The sequence below is a fragment of the Neorhizobium huautlense genome, assembly GCF_030811685.1.
GTDB classification, from domain to species: domain Bacteria; phylum Pseudomonadota; class Alphaproteobacteria; order Rhizobiales; family Rhizobiaceae; genus Neorhizobium; species Neorhizobium huautlense_A.
Genome location: NZ_JAUSRF010000001.1, coordinates 541,488 through 556,431, shown reverse-complemented (window position 1 = coordinate 556,431; position 14,944 = coordinate 541,488). Strand labels below are relative to the sequence as shown.

11 protein-coding genes are annotated in these 14,944 nt (G+C 61.3%); 2 read left to right on the top strand and 9 right to left on the bottom strand.

What is annotated here, in order from left to right:
- Window positions 1-10: 10 nt before the first annotated feature.
- Window positions 11-799, top strand: a complete 789-nt coding sequence (locus J2T09_RS02310) for an aldolase (RefSeq protein ID WP_306830615.1) — start codon at window positions 11-13, stop codon at window positions 797-799.
- Between the two features lie 21 nt (window positions 800-820).
- Here J2T09_RS02310 and J2T09_RS02305 read toward each other — a convergent pair whose 3' ends face one another.
- The 9 genes from J2T09_RS02305 to J2T09_RS02265 all read right to left on the bottom strand — a co-directional run bounded on the left by J2T09_RS02305 (window position 821) and on the right by J2T09_RS02265 (window position 12,452).
- A complete protein-coding gene (locus J2T09_RS02305) occupies window positions 821-1,777 on the bottom strand; it encodes an isoaspartyl peptidase/L-asparaginase family protein (RefSeq protein ID WP_306830613.1) in 957 nt (318 codons plus the stop codon).
- A gap of 86 nt (window positions 1,778-1,863) precedes the next feature.
- Window positions 1,864-3,402: a hydantoinase/oxoprolinase family protein gene (locus J2T09_RS02300; RefSeq protein ID WP_306830611.1), complete on the bottom strand. Its 1,539-nt coding sequence runs from the start codon at window positions 3,400-3,402 to the stop codon at window positions 1,864-1,866.
- Window positions 3,399-4,475 carry a DUF917 domain-containing protein gene (locus tag J2T09_RS02295; protein WP_306830609.1) on the bottom strand — a complete coding sequence of 359 codons (1,077 nt, stop codon included), beginning with the start codon at window positions 4,473-4,475 and terminating at the stop codon, window positions 3,399-3,401. The genes J2T09_RS02300 and J2T09_RS02295 overlap by 4 nt, the downstream gene beginning before the upstream one ends.
- Window positions 4,476-4,552: 77 nt before the next feature.
- Window positions 4,553-6,151 (bottom strand): ABC transporter substrate-binding protein, encoded by a 1,599-nt coding sequence (locus tag J2T09_RS02290; RefSeq protein ID WP_306830607.1) that lies wholly within the window; start codon window positions 6,149-6,151, stop codon window positions 4,553-4,555.
- A gap of 38 nt (window positions 6,152-6,189) precedes the next feature.
- Window positions 6,190-7,323 carry a DUF917 domain-containing protein gene (locus J2T09_RS02285; protein ID WP_306830804.1) on the bottom strand — a complete coding sequence of 378 codons (1,134 nt, stop codon included), beginning with the start codon at window positions 7,321-7,323 and terminating at the stop codon, window positions 6,190-6,192.
- Complete coding sequence (locus J2T09_RS02280; protein ID WP_306830605.1) at window positions 7,316-8,872, bottom strand: hydantoinase/oxoprolinase family protein; 1,557 nt, start codon at window positions 8,870-8,872, stop codon at window positions 7,316-7,318. Before J2T09_RS02280 ends, J2T09_RS02285 begins: the two co-directional genes overlap by 8 nt.
- An 11-nt stretch (window positions 8,873-8,883) precedes the next feature.
- Window positions 8,884-10,539, bottom strand: coding sequence for a nickel ABC transporter ATP-binding protein NikE (gene nikE, locus J2T09_RS02275; RefSeq protein WP_306830603.1), 1,656 nt, complete (start codon window positions 10,537-10,539; stop codon window positions 8,884-8,886).
- A gap of 3 nt (window positions 10,540-10,542) precedes the next feature.
- Window positions 10,543-11,424 carry an ABC transporter permease gene (locus J2T09_RS02270; protein WP_306830601.1) on the bottom strand — a complete coding sequence of 294 codons (882 nt, stop codon included), beginning with the start codon at window positions 11,422-11,424 and terminating at the stop codon, window positions 10,543-10,545.
- Window positions 11,424-12,452, bottom strand: a complete 1,029-nt coding sequence (locus J2T09_RS02265; RefSeq protein WP_306830599.1) for an ABC transporter permease — start codon at window positions 12,450-12,452, stop codon at window positions 11,424-11,426. The genes J2T09_RS02270 and J2T09_RS02265 overlap by 1 nt, the downstream gene beginning before the upstream one ends.
- 135 nt (window positions 12,453-12,587) lie before the next feature.
- Here J2T09_RS02265 and J2T09_RS02260 point away from each other — a divergent pair, with 135 nt between their 5' ends.
- Window positions 12,588-14,942: a helix-turn-helix transcriptional regulator gene (locus tag J2T09_RS02260; protein WP_306830598.1), complete on the top strand. Its 2,355-nt coding sequence runs from the start codon at window positions 12,588-12,590 to the stop codon at window positions 14,940-14,942.
- Window positions 14,943-14,944: the final 2 nt, after the last annotated feature.

Below are 14,944 nucleotides of genomic sequence, written 5' to 3'. Positions count from 1 at the left end.
GGAGAATTTCATGGCTCACGAACTGAAAAACGTCTCCAGCCCAGCCGTTCTGCGTAACCTGACGCTGGACAGCAACGCCATCCGCGAAGCCCGCATCGATCTCGCCGCATCCTTCCGCATGGCGGCGAAACTCGGATTACAGGAAGGCATCTGCAACCACTTTTCAGCCGTGGTTCCCGGCCACGAAGACCTGTTTCTGGTGAACCCCTATGGCTGGGCCTTTGCGGAAATCACCGCCTCGCAGCTTCTCGTCTGCGATTTCAACGGCAATGTCATCGCCGGCAGCGGCAAGCCGGAGGCGACCGCTTTCTACATCCACGCCCAGCTTCACAAGACCCTGCCGCGTGCCACCGCCGCCTTCCACACGCATATGCCTTATGCGACGGCGCTTTCCATGCTGGAAGGCGAACCGCTGGTCTGGGCCGGTCAGACCGCGCTGAAATTTTACGGCCGCACGGCGATCGACGAAAACTATAACGGCCTTGCGTTGGATGACAGCGAAGGCCTGCGCATTGCCCGCGCCATGGGCGACGCGGATATCGTTTTCCTGAAAAACCACGGCGTCATGGTGCTCGGCCCGACCATCGCCGAGGCCTATGACGATCTCTATTATCTGGAACGTGCGGCCGAAGTGCAGTTGCTTGCCATGTCCACCGGCCGCGAGCTGAAAGCCGTGCCGCCGGAGATTGCCCAGAAAACCTATCTGGAAATGCGCGAAGGCGACCCGGAAAGTGCGCGCCTGCACATGGAAAGCATTCGCCGCCAGCTGATGCGCACCGAGCCGGAATTCGCCGACTAAACAGATGAGTGACGGAAACCGTTACTCTTTGGCGGATACGGCAAACACCTCATCATGGGTGGCGACAAAAAAATCGCCATCCGAGGTCACCCAGCCGCGGAACATGCCGGCAGTGTTGTAAGGCGCGGCGACCGAACCGTCCGCGCCCACCGCCACCAGACCGGCGCCGATGTTGTACGGCTTGAGTTCTTCCATGATCAGCCCGGTCGCGGCCTGATCGACGTCTTCGCCGAGATAACGCACGCGGCTCGCCACCTCATGGCCGACCGCATAACGGATGAAAAATTCGCCCTTGCCGGTGCCCGATACGGCGCAGACGCCGTCGCGCGCATAGGTGCCCGCGCCTGCAATCGGCGTATCGCCGATGCGACCGGCCGGCTTGTTGTTGTAACCACCTGTCGAGGTCGCAGCGGCGAGATGACCGGATGCATCCAATGCAACAGCACCGACCGTGCCGTGTTTTTCGGATTCGCTGGCCTTGGCGGCCGTGCCGGCGGCAGCATGCGCTTTCATGGCGGCCAGTGCCTTCACCCGCTTGTCGGTGGTGAAATAGGATTGATCGACAACGTCGAGACCTTCGGCCTTGGCAAAAGCGTCGGCAGCAGGACCACCGAGCAGAACGGCATCACCCTTTTCCATGACACGACGGGCTGCCTTGACCGGATTGCGGATATGCCGCGCCAGCGTCACTGCGCCGGTTTCAAGGTTGCTGCCATCCATGATCGAGGCGTCGAGTTCGTGTTCTCCATCGGTGTTCAGCGCCGCCCCATGACCGGCGTTGAAATGCGGGCTGTCTTCCATGACCACGACCGCCGCCTGAACCGCATCGAGCGCCGATCCGCCGGATTTCAAGACTGCCCAGCCAGCCTGCAGTGACCGGTGCAGATCGACCCGCGCCGCCGCCCATTCAGCCTCGCTGAGGTCGTCCTTGGCCATCACGCCGCAGCCACCGTGTATCGCGAGTGCAATCTTTGTCATGGGTCCGTCTTCCACATCTATGCCGGAACATCCGGCCTGCATTGAAAAACACCCCGCACTTTCATGCGGGGTGCGGAATTACGATTTCAGGCCAGTTCGATATCACCGATAACCCGCACACGCACACGCCGCGCGCCACCCGGCAGATAGGCGATCGGGATATCCTCGACCTCCAGCGTCTTCAGGCTTGCACGGCTGGCACCGGAAGCGACGGCTGCGGCCTGTGCCTCGGCTTCCGCCGTGGCCAGAGCTTCGTCGCGGCTGATGCCGGAAAACACCTGGTCGACTTCACCCGAGACCTGCGCCATCGCCGCACCCAGCGCATTGGCGACACCGGCGTTTTCCACACGCAGCACTTCGGAAGCGCCCAAAACCTTTTCCGGGATCAGGAAGGCGCCACCGCCGACAGCGATCAACGGCACGTCCTCGGCAGAGGTCTTCATCTGGTCAAAACTGTCGGTGACCATATCGCGGATCCGCTCAAGGCTGGCCTTGACGAAGGCCGGATCGAGACCCTTCACACGGTCCTTGTCACCCATTTCAATCAGACCGGCGGCAACGGCAACGTCCGATGTCGTCAGCGTGTTGCCGCCGAACACCAGCGCTTCCGAGAGAATGCGGTAACCGACCGAACGCGGACCGATCTTGCCGGTTTCCGGATCGATGATCGTGCCGCCGCCGAGCGCGATCGGCAGCAAATCCGGCATGCGGAACAGCGTGCGCACACCACCGACATGCACGATATTGTTCGCTTCGCGCGGGAAACCGCCGACAAGGCAACCGATATCCGACGTGGTGCCGCCGACATCGACGACCATGGCATCGGTGAGGCCGGTGAGGAAGGCTGCGCCGCGCATGGAATTGGTCGGGCCGGAAGCAAAGCTGTGAACCGGATTGGCCGCAGCCACATCCGCCAGTGCCACGGTGCCGTCGTTCTGGGTGAGGAAGAACGGGGCTGCAATCGAGGCTTCCCGCAGCGCATCCGAGAATGCCTGTACCGTCGTTTTGCCGAGCGATTGCAATGCCGCATTCAGCAGAGCCACGTTTTCGCGTTCCAACAGACCGATGCGCCCAAGCGTGTGCGATAGTGTGATACGGGCTTCCGGGATGATCGAACGGACGATTTCGGCCGCAACCGTCTCGCATTCGGTCGTCAGCGGCGAAAACGTCGCGGAGATCGCGATGGAGGTGATGCCGGCGTCGCGGATCTTCATCGCCGCTTCGCGGATCTCGTCCGGGATCATCGGCACGATCGGGCTGCCGTCATATTCATGGCCGCCATGCACCATGAACACCAGCGGATCGACGGCGTTGCGCAAATCTTCCGGCCAGTCGCACATCGGCGGCAGGGAAGAACCGCTCGGCAGCGCGATACGGATCGCCGCCACACGCTCCAGCCGGGCGCGTTCGACGACGGCATTGGTGAAATGGGTGGTGCCGATCATCACCGCATCGAGCGGGCGCGGCGTGTTGCCGATGGAGCCGGACACATGCGCGAGTGCCGCCTTGACGCCGGACATGACGTCTTGCGTGGTCGGAACCTTGATCGAGGAGAGGATCGTGTCACCGTCGATCAGCACGGCATCCGTATTGGTGCCGCCAACGTCAATACCGATGCGTTTCATGGGAATACCGATGTGAATTCGATGTCATAACCGAAGGCGCGGGGGCCGACGGCGGCGATGCCTGCAGGCGTGGTCAGAAGCTCGGGCGCCGGAAGGGCGACGACCGTGACACGTTGGCCGTAACGCACGGATTCTGTGCCGATGGCGCCGCCGGAAACCGTATCGAGCAGGCAGAGCAGATCCGGTGTCATGGCGACGGGCTGGCCATCACGGAAGGCAACGGCCCATTCGTTCTGGAAGGCCAGTTCCATGCGCGAGCCCTTGTCGGCGTCGATACCCTCGATGACCGTCTTGCCGCGCAAAAAGCCGCCGGTGGTTTCACGTACCACATCGACGATCTTGCCGCGAAACAGCTGCTTGCCGCCTTCATGATCGAGCACGGCCTTGACCGGATCGTCGTGACGCGCACGTGCCTCGATGACGGCGCGGCCGAGTTCGGTTGCCTTGGTGACGGTGTAATGAATGCCCCAGTCCTTGACCTCGCGGCCGGTGCGGGGCGCCTTGCAGGTGGCGGCGGTCGAGCCGACTTCCGTGCAGACCTTTCGGGAAATGCGTTCCATCCACTTCCACGAGGCGGCGCGGGTGACAATCACCTCGTTGTCGCGGATATCGACCAGCGACAGCGGGAACATCGGCAGGTTTCCGATCGCAAACGAGGTCATCTGCGCTTCGGGATAGGCACGGCCCATCGCATCGGCATTGACGACCGGGCGGTCGAGCATGGCCCCGGCAAGGAAGGACGACAACGCGTTGGAACCGCCGATCTCGACGCTCATGATGGCGCGGAACGGGCGGCCGAGATAATCCTCCATCACCTCGACGGCGCGGGCAAGATGGACGGGATCGCTCAGACGTTCCTGACCGACGAGAGGCGCACCCATTTTCGAGACGACGGCGACCATGTCGTCATCGGCGAGATCCATCGGATCGATGATCTGGACGCGACGACCTTCGGCATAAAGCCGGCGCAGATTGAGCGTGGAGATATAGGGATTGCCACCGCCGCCGGTGCCCAGAATCCAGGCGCCCGTGGCGAGCGGTTCGATATTTTCCTCGGGGAATTCCTGAAGCATTTTTCACCCATGCAGTCGATGGCAGAAGCCGGTCCGCACAAAAATGCGGACCGGAAATTGGTCAGAGCAAAACGAAATCAGTTCGCCTTGCAGTCCCAATGGAAGTTCGAAAAATTCAGGTCCCAGCTCTGCATCGGAATGAAGGCGTAACCCTGCAGGCACTTGTTGGCGCCGTAACGACGGTTCGGAGCAACGGCCCAGACATCCGGCTGCAGATCGGCGATCTTGGTCTGCAGTTCCTTGTAGGTGGCATTCTGGGCAGCCACGTCGGTTTCACCGCGCGCCTTGTCGATCAGCGCGTCGACTTCCGGATCCTGCAGCCATTCCATCGACCACCAGGTGCCAGCAGCCTTGGAGTGATACTGGTTGTAGAACATCGCATCCGGCGAAGGGTAGCTCGGCGAGACGTTGACCTGGGTCGAGGCTGGTGTGGTTTCGACCTTGGACGACATTTCGACGATGCGGTTCCATGGCTCCGGCTTGATATCGAGCTTGATGCCGATCTGTTCGAGATTGGCCTGCATCAGCAGCGCCACTTCCGCCTCGAAGGCGAGCGAAGCGACATAGCTGTTGACCAGCCTGATCTCCTGACCGGCATATTTGGACTTCGCCAGTTCTTCCTTGGCCTTTTCGAGATCGAACACGCCCGGCGCGATGCCGTCGTTATGGGCGTCCTTGAACGCATCCGACAGCGGTCCCTTCATGTCGAAGCCGGGATAGATGACTTCCTGAATGGTCTTGTAATCGGTGGCATAAGCGATGGCACGGCGCACATGCACGTCGTCTGTCGGATAGACCTTGGTGTTGAGCTTGATGACGAAACCCCCGGCGGTGCGGGTCTGGATCAGCTTGTAGCCGTCCATCTTGCCGATCGCCTCATAAGTGTCGTTGCCGAGGCCGTGCGAGGTCAGGCCAAGCTCACCCTTTTCGGCCAGCGCCTTGACGGTGGCATCGTCGCTGGTCTGTACGAAGCGCACTTCGTCGATCGGCTTGCCCTTGGTCCAGCCGAGGAAATAATCGGCATTACGGGCGATGACCATGTCGGCCGAGCGGTTGTAGCTGACCAGCTTGTACGGGCCGGAACCGGCGGAATGTTCGCCGACATAGGCTTCGCCCCACTTGTCTTCGGCCTTGGTATTGGCCTCGATCAGCTTCTGGTTCATCGCCATGAAGATCGGCGTCACCGACATGAACGGCGAGAACTGGCGTTCCAGCTTGAAAACGACGGTCTTGTCATCCGGCGTGGTGATGTTTTCCGGCTTGATCAGGCCTACAACGAGGTTGGACGGCCCCTTGTTGATGCCGATCAGGCGCTGCACCGACCATGCGATGTCGGAAGCCTTGACGGGTGTGCCATCCTGAAATTTCGCATCGTCGCGCAGATGAAACGTATAGGTTTTGCCGTCCTCGGACACATCCCAGGATTTTGCCAGATGCGGCACGATCTCGCCCGACGGGCTGACGGTGGTGAGGCCGTCATACATGTTCACGATCGCCATATAGCCGGTGTAATCGGTCACCTTGGCCGGATCGAGCGACGAGAAGATCTGCATCGTGTTGACGGCGATCGACACTTTTTCGTCGGCAGCCGAGGCAGATGCGGAATGCATCGTAAGCGTAAGCGCGGTGCCAAGCGCAAGCGCTGTCAGCCGGGACATTTTCGAATTCGTTTTCATGCCAGTTCCTCTCTTGGATGCGGAACGCCCGCTTATGTTTAGGCTGCCTGAGATGCGATCGACGGCAGCGGAGAAAAGGTGAGTTCGGGATAACCAAATGCTTTTGGCCCGACGACCTCGAGCGCCTGGGCGCTGCGCAGCAGGTCGTGGCAGGGAATGGCGAGCACCGCGACACGCTGGCCGTAACGCAGCATTTCGGTGGTGATCGGGTAACCGGTATCGACATCCAGCAGCACGATCAGGTCCGGTACGGTGACCTCGACCTTGCCGTTGCGGCGGAAGATCAGGAACTCGTTCTGGATGGCGACGCCGGCGGTCTGGCCGGTGCAATCGTCAAAGCCTGCCAGTTCCATTTCACCGACGGCAAAGCCGCCGCGCAGATGGCGCTTCAGATCGGTGATCTTGCCGTTGAAGACACGGCGACCGCCTTCAAGCGCGCAGACGGCGGCAATCGGATCTTCCTGTGCCTTGCGTGCATCGATAACGGCCTGACCGAGGGCAATCGCCTTGGTATAGCTTTTCGGAATGCCGTAACGATGCACGAAATGCGCCTGCATCGGTGCCGTTGCCAGCATCGCGCCGCCGCCCTGCGCCACCACGCAGGCGCGGGCCATGCGTTCGTGCCAGACTTCGGAAACGGCGTGGCTGAAGATGACGGCATTGCCGTGCAGGTCGCACATGACAGATGGCGTCGAGCTGTGGCCGTAGATGGAGAAGGTGGTCATCTGCATTTCCGGGAAAGCGCGGCCCATGCCGTCGCAATCGAGGATCGGCAGACCGCCGAGTGCTGCCGTCACCAGCGGGTTGATGGCGTTTGCGCCACCGATTTCCTCGCAGACGATGGCATCGATCGGCTGGCGGATCAGGTCTTCCATGGCGCGCAGGCAACGCAGGCCCTCACGGCCTTCACGCAGACGTTCCGTGCCGACGACAGGCGCGCCGATACCACCGATGGACATGCACAAGGCGTCCGGCTCGATCTGGTCGGTGCCGAGAATCTTCAGCTCGTAACCGGCCTTTATGGCTTCCAGCGCCAGAAGCTTGCCCTGATAGGGATTGCCGCCGCCGCCGGTGCCCAGAATGCCGGCGCCGATTTCCAGCGCATCGAGATCCCCGACGGTCAGCGTGCGCAGATTGGCTTCGTCGTATTTCAGCTTGCGCGGTTCAGCCACCATGGCCTCCCATTTCTCCAACGACCTTGACGTGAATGCGCGTGGCATTGCCGGGCAGATAGGCCAGCGGCGTGTCCTCGCGTTCGATGACTTCGAGTGTTTCGGCAACGGCACCGGCAGCAATCGCCTTTTCGCGGGCCTCGGCTTCCGCTTCGGCCAGCGCGCTTTCGCGGGTGCGGCCATCGATCAACGAAAACACGCGGTCGGTTTCACCGCTGATCTGGGCAATCGCTGCGCCAACCGCATTGGCAACGGCAAAATTATCCGGGCGGATGACGTCGAGATCGCCGATCTTGTCCGGCATCAGGATCGAGCCGCCACCGACGGCGATCACCGGAACCGGGGTCGAGGAAATGCGGCTGCGCTCGACGCAGGCTTCCAGCATGGCGTCGATCTTTTTCGCCGCGGCTTCCACCAGCGCCTTGTCCACGCCGGCAACGAGTGCCTTGTCGCCGATATCGGCCTTGCCGGAGGCAACGGCGATATCGGTGGTGGTGAGGGTCGAACCGCCGAAGCAGAGCGCATCCTGACGGACACGGTAACCGACCGATTTCGGGCCGATGGTCACGCCCTTGTCGCCTTCAACCACCAGCGAACCGCCACCGAGACCGATGGAGAAAACATCCGGCATGCGGAAATTGGTGCGTACGCCGCCGATATCGACAGTCGTGGATGCCTGACGCGGAAAACCGTGCGACAGCGAACCGACATCGGACGTGGTGCCGCCGACATCGACCACGACGGCATCCTTGAGGCCGGTGAGAAAAGCCGCGCCGCGCATGGAATTGGTCGGGCCGGATGCGAAGGTGAGAACCGGGAAGGAACGCACCACATCGGCTGCCATCAGCGTGCCGTCGTTCTGGGTGATGTAGAACGGGGCCGTGATACCCGCTGTTTCCAGCGCCTTGCCGAAAGCGGCCACCGTGCGGTCGGCCAGCGACAGAAGGCTGGCATTCATGATCGCCGCACTTTCGCGCGCGAGCAGACCATGGCGACCGATATCCTTCGACATCACCACCGGCAGGCCGGGGCAATGTTGCTGCAGGATTTCCTTGGTGCGCTGTTCCATCGCATCGTTGATGCCGCTGAACACGCAGGTGACGGAAGCAGCCTTCAGGCCCTTGGCGCGGATATCGCCGGCGATGCGGACGATTTCGTCTTCATCGAGCGGGGCGATTTCGCGACCGTCGAATTCATAACCGCCGCGCACCTGATAGCCGTGATTGCCGACGATTTCGCGGATATCATCCGGCCAGTCGACCATCGGCGGCAGACCGGCGCCGGAAGGCAGGCCGAGGCGGATGGCCGCGACCTCTTCCATATGCCGGCGCTCGATCACCGCATTGGTGAAATGCGTGGTGCCGATCATCACGCCGGCGATGCGCTGCCGATCGATGCCGGAGGCCTCGATGACCTTTTCCAGCGCTTCGATCACGCCCGAGGTGACATCCTCGGTGGTCGATGCCTTTACGCCGGCAAGAACCGTCTTGCCTTCCAGAACGACAGCATCCGTATTGGTGCCGCCAACGTCAATTCCAACGCGATACACGTCAGCTCCTCTCAATCAGTCGTCTTGACGAGGAAGCGCGTGCGCTCTTCTTCGGTCACGACAGGTTTCTGGCGCTCCTCCTCATCGCTGACGACCGGGATCGCCGCGATGAGCGCGCGGGTATAGGGATGTTTGGGGTCCGCGAAGACGTCAGGCGTCGCGCCTTCCTCGATGATCTCGCCGCGCAGCATGATGGCGATACGCGAGCAGAAATTGCGCATCAGCGACAGGTCGTGGGAGATCATCAGGTAGGTGAGGCCAAGTTCCTCACGCAGCTGCAAAAGCAGTTCGATCACCGTCTTCTGCACCGACACGTCGAGTGCTGCCGTCGGCTCATCGAGGATCAGGATCTTTGGTTCCGCCGCAAGCGCACGCGCAATCGCCACACGCTGCTTCTGGCCACCGGAAAGTTCGTGCGGATATTTGCCGAGATAGGATTGCGGCAGGCGCACGAGACCCATCAGCTCGATCATGCGCGCCTCGCGGGCGGCGCTATCGAGGCCGATCGATTTCAGCGGCAAGCTGAGCGTCTGCTTGACCGTGCGCTTCGGGTTCAGCGAGGTACCGGGGTTCTGGTAGACGATCTGTGTCAACCGTTTGCCCTTGGCAGGCGCCGGCGCATCAATGGCGATCTTGCCGGTGGTCGGATCGATCAGGCCCATGACCATGCGGGCGACGGTGGTCTTGCCCGAACCGCTTTCACCGGCAAGGCCCAGAACTTCGCCTTCGCGCAAGGTCAGGTCGACATTGCGCACGGCGTGGAAACCGGGGCGTTTTCCGTAGATCTTGTTGAGGTTTTCGACCGTGACGATGGGCGGGTGTTCGCTGCCCTTCTGGTCGATGACCCGCGATCCGTAAAGCGGCGGCACAGCATCCAGCAGCGAGATCGTGTAGGGCTCTTTCGGTGCCGACAGGATTTCCGCGCATGGGCCGGTCTCGACGATATCGCCGTGATGCATGACCACGACCCGGTCGGCGACCTTGCGGACGACACCGAGATTGTGGGTGATCATCAGCAGCGCCATGTTCTCCTCGACCACCAGCTGGTTGATAAGGTTGAGAATCTCGTCCTGCGTCGTCACGTCGAGCGCGGTGCCCGGTTCGTCGGCGATCAGCAGTTTTGGCTGGTGCAGGAGCGCCAGACCGATCAGCACACGCTGGCGCATGCCGCCCGACAGTTCGGACGGATAGGCGTTCATGATGCGATCGGTATCGGCCAGCTGCACGCGGCGCAGCACGGCGGCGATGCGGGTGCGGCGTTCGGAGCGCGACGACGACTTGCCCTCGCGCTTGTCGGCAAACCGCATGACGTCATCGAGATGCGTGCCGATCTTGAAGACCGGATTAAACGACGACAACGGGTCCTGCATGATCAGCGAAAATGCGCTGCCCTTCATGCTTTCGCGTTCGCCGCGCGGCATTTCGAACACATTGCGGCCGCCAAACGAAATGGCGCCTGATTGAATGGAGGCGTTTTTCGCCAGCGTGCCGATGATCGCCTTGGCCGTCACCGATTTGCCGGAACCGGTCTCACCGATCAGCGCCACGCGCTCGCCGGCGGACACGCTGAAGGAGACATTGTTGAGAACCTGACGCGTACGGCCATAGGTGGTGAAGAAAACCGTCAGGTTCTCGACATTCAAAAGGGGCAGAAGAGGTGCGGTCATCGCTCAGTTCTCCACATCGAACATGTCGCGCAGGCCATCGCCCAGCAGGTTGAAACCGAGGGTCGTGTAAAGGACGGCCGCACCGGGGCAGAGAACCTCCCACCAGAAATCCGGCATGAACTGGCGGCCATCAGCCACCATCGATCCGAGGTCCGGGATCGGTGGCTTCACGCCGAAGCCGAGGAAGCTGAGGGTTGCGCCGAACAGGATGACGAAGGCGGCATCGAGCGTGGTCTTCACCGAAATGACCGGTACGCAATTGGGCAGGATTTCGCGGAAAAGGATGTGCATCGGACCGGCACCGGCCAGCCGCGCCGCCTCGATATAATCTTCGGACGCGATCTGTTTGGAGACGGCATAGATGAGGCGCGCATGCCAGGTCCACCACAGAAGGGTGATGGCGATCATGGCGTTCATCAGCGTCGGTTCGAGAAGGTTGGAGACCGCCAACGCCATGACGAGAGGCGGCATGGCCAGCATGACGTTGGTCAGGCCGCTGATGAACTTTTCCGTCCAGCCGCCGAAATAACCGGCCATCAGGCCAAGCACCGCACCGATCGGCACGGAAATGCCGAGCACGCCGATGACCAGAAGCAGCGAAATACGCAGGCCAAAAATGGTGCGGGTAAAGATGTCGCGACCGGCCTTGTCGGTACCGAACCAGTGGGCCGCATCCGGCGGCAGATGGCGGGCGCGAAAATCCACCACAGCGCCGACATGTTTCGGATAAGGCGTCAAAAACGGTGCGAAGACCGCCAGAAAGATCACCGAAAAGACGATCAGCGCACCGATGACGGCCGCCGGATTGCGGCTGAAGCGATACCACATCATGTAACCGGCGCTGAGGCCCCGATCACTGGCATCGAGCATCTTGATATCGGCCATCAGCGGGCCTCCTTGCGGCGAAGGCGCGGGTCGATCATCGTGATGAGGACATCAACGATCAGGTTCGCGACGATGAAGAACAGGCCGGCGACGAGCACCACGGCGGTGACGGCGTTAAGATCCTTCTGCAGGATCGACTGCAGGCCGTAGGAGGCAAAACCACCCCAGGCGAACACCATTTCGATGACGAAGGCGTTGCCGATCAGCGAGGCGAATTCCAGCCCCATGATGGTGAGCGGCGCAATGGACGACAGTTTCAGCAGATATTTGAAGATGATCACGCGCTCCGGCACGCCAAAGCTTTTCAGCGTCAGCACATGGTCCTTGCGCTGGTTCTCGATCATCGCCGAACGGGTGATGCGGGTGATCTGGCCGATACCGGCCATGGAGAGCGCGAAAGCCGGCAAAAGCAGATGCTGGAATGCATTCAGCGACACATCCGGGCGCCCCATCAGCAGACCATCGAGGATCAAAAGCCCGGTCGGGCCACCGGTCCAGCCGAGACTGTGGTCGAGCCGGCCGATGATCGGCCAGCCGGACAGGAAACGCGCGGCGATGAGCTGCAGCGTGATGGCGAACAGAAAACTTGGAATGGTGACGCCGGTGAGCGACAGAAGGCGTCCGACATGATCGACGGCGCGATCCCGGTAATGCGCCATGATGACGCCGAGCGGAATGGCAACGGCGAACATGAAGATGACCGAGACCAGAACCAGTTCCAGCGTCGCCGGTACGGTCTGGCCGAGGTCTGCGGAGACAGGACGCTGCGATACCAGCGACATGCCGAGATCGCCACGCAGAGCCTTGCCGATATAATCGACATACTGGATCGCCAGCGGCTGATCGAGACCCATCTGCTGGCGCAGCGCCTCGACCTGTTCGGTCGTGGCGGCCGGGCCAAGCGCCATGCGGGCCGGATCCCCGGGCACGACGCGCGCCAGCACAAAGATCATGATCGAAAGGGCAATCATCACCAGCACGAACGTGCCCAGTCTGGTGAGAATGGCGATCAACGGATGTTGCTGCATCGGCGGATTGGTCCTCGTGCATCACTGAACTGAGGCCAGCATTTCCGAGCAATCGCATGTCAACAATGGCTAAAAAGTATAGTTTTTAACTGTCATGGTATAGGTCATTGGCACTTTTCGCGATATTGCGTGCAGATGCCCAATTCGTTTCCACGCCCGCAGATTGTCGATCGAATTCTTTCCAAAACTTGCGCGATAACATTTCTGCGTGCCCCAGCCGGTGCCGGCAAATCCGTTATCCTGGGCATGCTCGCTGAGAAACTGGGTAACCGCATCTGCTCCATCCATCAGCCGCGCATGGACGATATAAGGGGCGGCATTCTGATCTGGGACGTGCCAGTGACGGCACGATCTGCCCGGCTTCCGGCACAGGCTCTCGACAGCACCAGCCACATCATCATCGCCTGCCGTCCCGAACAGCGGATCAGCGGTCTCGCACGCCGCATCATGCATGATGGGGCGGCAACGTTTTCCGGGCGGGACCTGAGCTTTGGACTGGAGGAACTCACCGATCTCCCGGCAACACAGCGTTTACGCCTGATGGAAGGTTATGCCGGTTGGCCGGGCTTTCTCACCATTGCCGCCGAACCGGATGACGAGACCTGCACAGCCTATCTGCGGGAAACGTTTCTGGCCTCACTATCCCCGGCGCAGACTGCCGAACTTTCGCTCTGGCTCGACAACCCCACACCCGAGGCCGCCGGCGACTGGCGGGATTTTTTGCCGCCGGCATTGACCGGTGCACCCGAGCGGCATGCCGACCTCATGCGCCTTCTTCGTATCGCCGTTCAGGACCGTCTTTCGACGCTGGTCGCCGGTGGCGCAGTTATCGATATCGCCTCCGCACTGGAGCGTGCCGGGCGGCCGCTTGCCGCCATGGACCTGCTTCTCGACCATGGCCATGAAGAACACGCGGCACAAATCCTCGAACGTGCTCATGGCCGCGAACTGATCTATCGCAGCAGCGTGGAGACGTTTCAGACAATCATCATGCGGTTTTCCCAACCGATCATGGCGACCAATGAAACGGTCCTGTTTGCTGTAGCCCGCAGCCTTCTCAAGCAGGGCGAACTGTCCCGCGTGCGACACCTGGTATCGCGGCATATGGGGCATGATTATCTCGATCCGTTGAAAGTGCTGAACCGCAACTCGCGCTTTTCCTTCGCCGCCCGCACCTTTCGTCTCAACCTGATGATCAGCGAGGATTTGACGCCATCAGATGCGATGATTACGCGGCTCGGCGAATTCATGGCCGATTATCCGCTCGGCGATTACGGAAAATGGTCGGGCTATTATAACGCCATCCTCGAATTCGAAGTCCGTCGACGCAATTTTCGCGAGGCGGAAGCCGCCGCGGCCCGCGCGCTCGTTTACCTGCGCAAACGTGGCGGCCAGCCGCTTCTGGAGTTCTTCATCCATTTGCACCAGACCGTGTTGCGGCTGATGAGCGGCGATGCATTGTTGGCACGGCGCGCTGCACAGGAAGCACGCGACCGGCTGGAGGCAGTGCCGCATCAGGCCGAGCAGGAGTTTCGCATGTTGCGACTAGTGGAAGCTTGCCTCGCTTACGAATCCGGGCGCCCGCGCGAGCTTCTGGATTTCGTGCAGAGCGACTTCGAAGCCTTCGCCGCCGCCGAAATCTGGCCGAGCCTGATGCAGTTTGCCCTGCATTACGCCTCGCAGGTTCTGGGCGATCATTTTGCCATGACCATCCGCCCCGGCTTTCTTGACGGTTTGTGGATCCATCTGTCCGAAGGATTGCAGTTCCACGCGATGATGGAGATCCGCACCGCCATCGCCTACCAGAATGCCAATCGCTGGGCCGATGCGAGCGCAACGCTGACCGCCATCCGCATGCCGATCGGCCGCAACTGGGTGGACAGCGCCACCGACGAACTGACCCGCCTTTCCCGCCGCGACGAGATCGCCCATGCCATGGCCTGGTTGCGCGACGCCGTGCACATCGCCACACCGCGCGCCTACCTGCCCCACCAGATCGGTGCGCTGATTGCCAATCCCAAAGTGACCAACCGGGAAAAGGTGGCGTTGCAGCTTTGGCAGGCTTACGTCTCACACCAGCGGCGCGACAATGCCACGGCGCGCGCGCAACTGCTGTCTGCGCTGGAAACCGCGACACGGCTCGGTTGCAACGGCGTGCTTTCCGAAGAACGGCTGTTTCTCTCGCCTCTTCTCAATGACCAGCGTATCCGCGCCTTCATCGAGACCTCGTCCGACGTTCGCATGGCGCTGTCCATCTTCGCTTCCTCCGTCAACTCACCGCAGGCAAAGGCGCTGCATGGCGGACTATCGCAACGCGAAGCGCAATTGCTGCAACTGATCGCCGCCGGCATGCCCAACAAGAAGATCGCCCATACGCTGAGCATTGCCGAGGTGACGGTAAAGTTCCACGTCGGCAACCTGTTTCGCAAGCTTGGCTGCTCGCGCCGGGCGGAAGCGATACGAGCCGCCAAGGCGCTGGGCTGGATATAATT

Excerpts from the sequence above, each read along its gene's own strand:
- nikE (WP_306830603.1), bottom strand. The coding sequence starts at position 10,539 with ATGACCGCACCTCTTCTGCCCCTTTTGAATGTCGAGAACCTGACGGTT.
- J2T09_RS02260 (WP_306830598.1), top strand. The coding sequence starts at position 12,588 with ATGCCCAATTCGTTTCCACGCCCGCAGATTGTCGATCGAATTCTTTCC.
- J2T09_RS02270 (WP_306830601.1), bottom strand. The coding sequence starts at position 11,424 with ATGGCCGATATCAAGATGCTCGATGCCAGTGATCGGGGCCTCAGCGCC.
- J2T09_RS02265 (WP_306830599.1), bottom strand. The coding sequence starts at position 12,452 with ATGCAGCAACATCCGTTGATCGCCATTCTCACCAGACTGGGCACGTTC.
- J2T09_RS02300 (WP_306830611.1), bottom strand. The coding sequence starts at position 3,402 with ATGAAACGCATCGGTATTGACGTTGGCGGCACCAATACGGATGCCGTG.
- J2T09_RS02305 (WP_306830613.1), bottom strand. The coding sequence starts at position 1,777 with ATGACAAAGATTGCACTCGCGATACACGGTGGCTGCGGCGTGATGGCC.
- J2T09_RS02310 (WP_306830615.1), top strand. The coding sequence starts at position 11 with ATGGCTCACGAACTGAAAAACGTCTCCAGCCCAGCCGTTCTGCGTAAC.
- J2T09_RS02295 (WP_306830609.1), bottom strand. The coding sequence starts at position 4,475 with ATGCTTCAGGAATTCCCCGAGGAAAATATCGAACCGCTCGCCACGGGC.
- J2T09_RS02290 (WP_306830607.1), bottom strand. The coding sequence starts at position 6,151 with ATGAAAACGAATTCGAAAATGTCCCGGCTGACAGCGCTTGCGCTTGGC.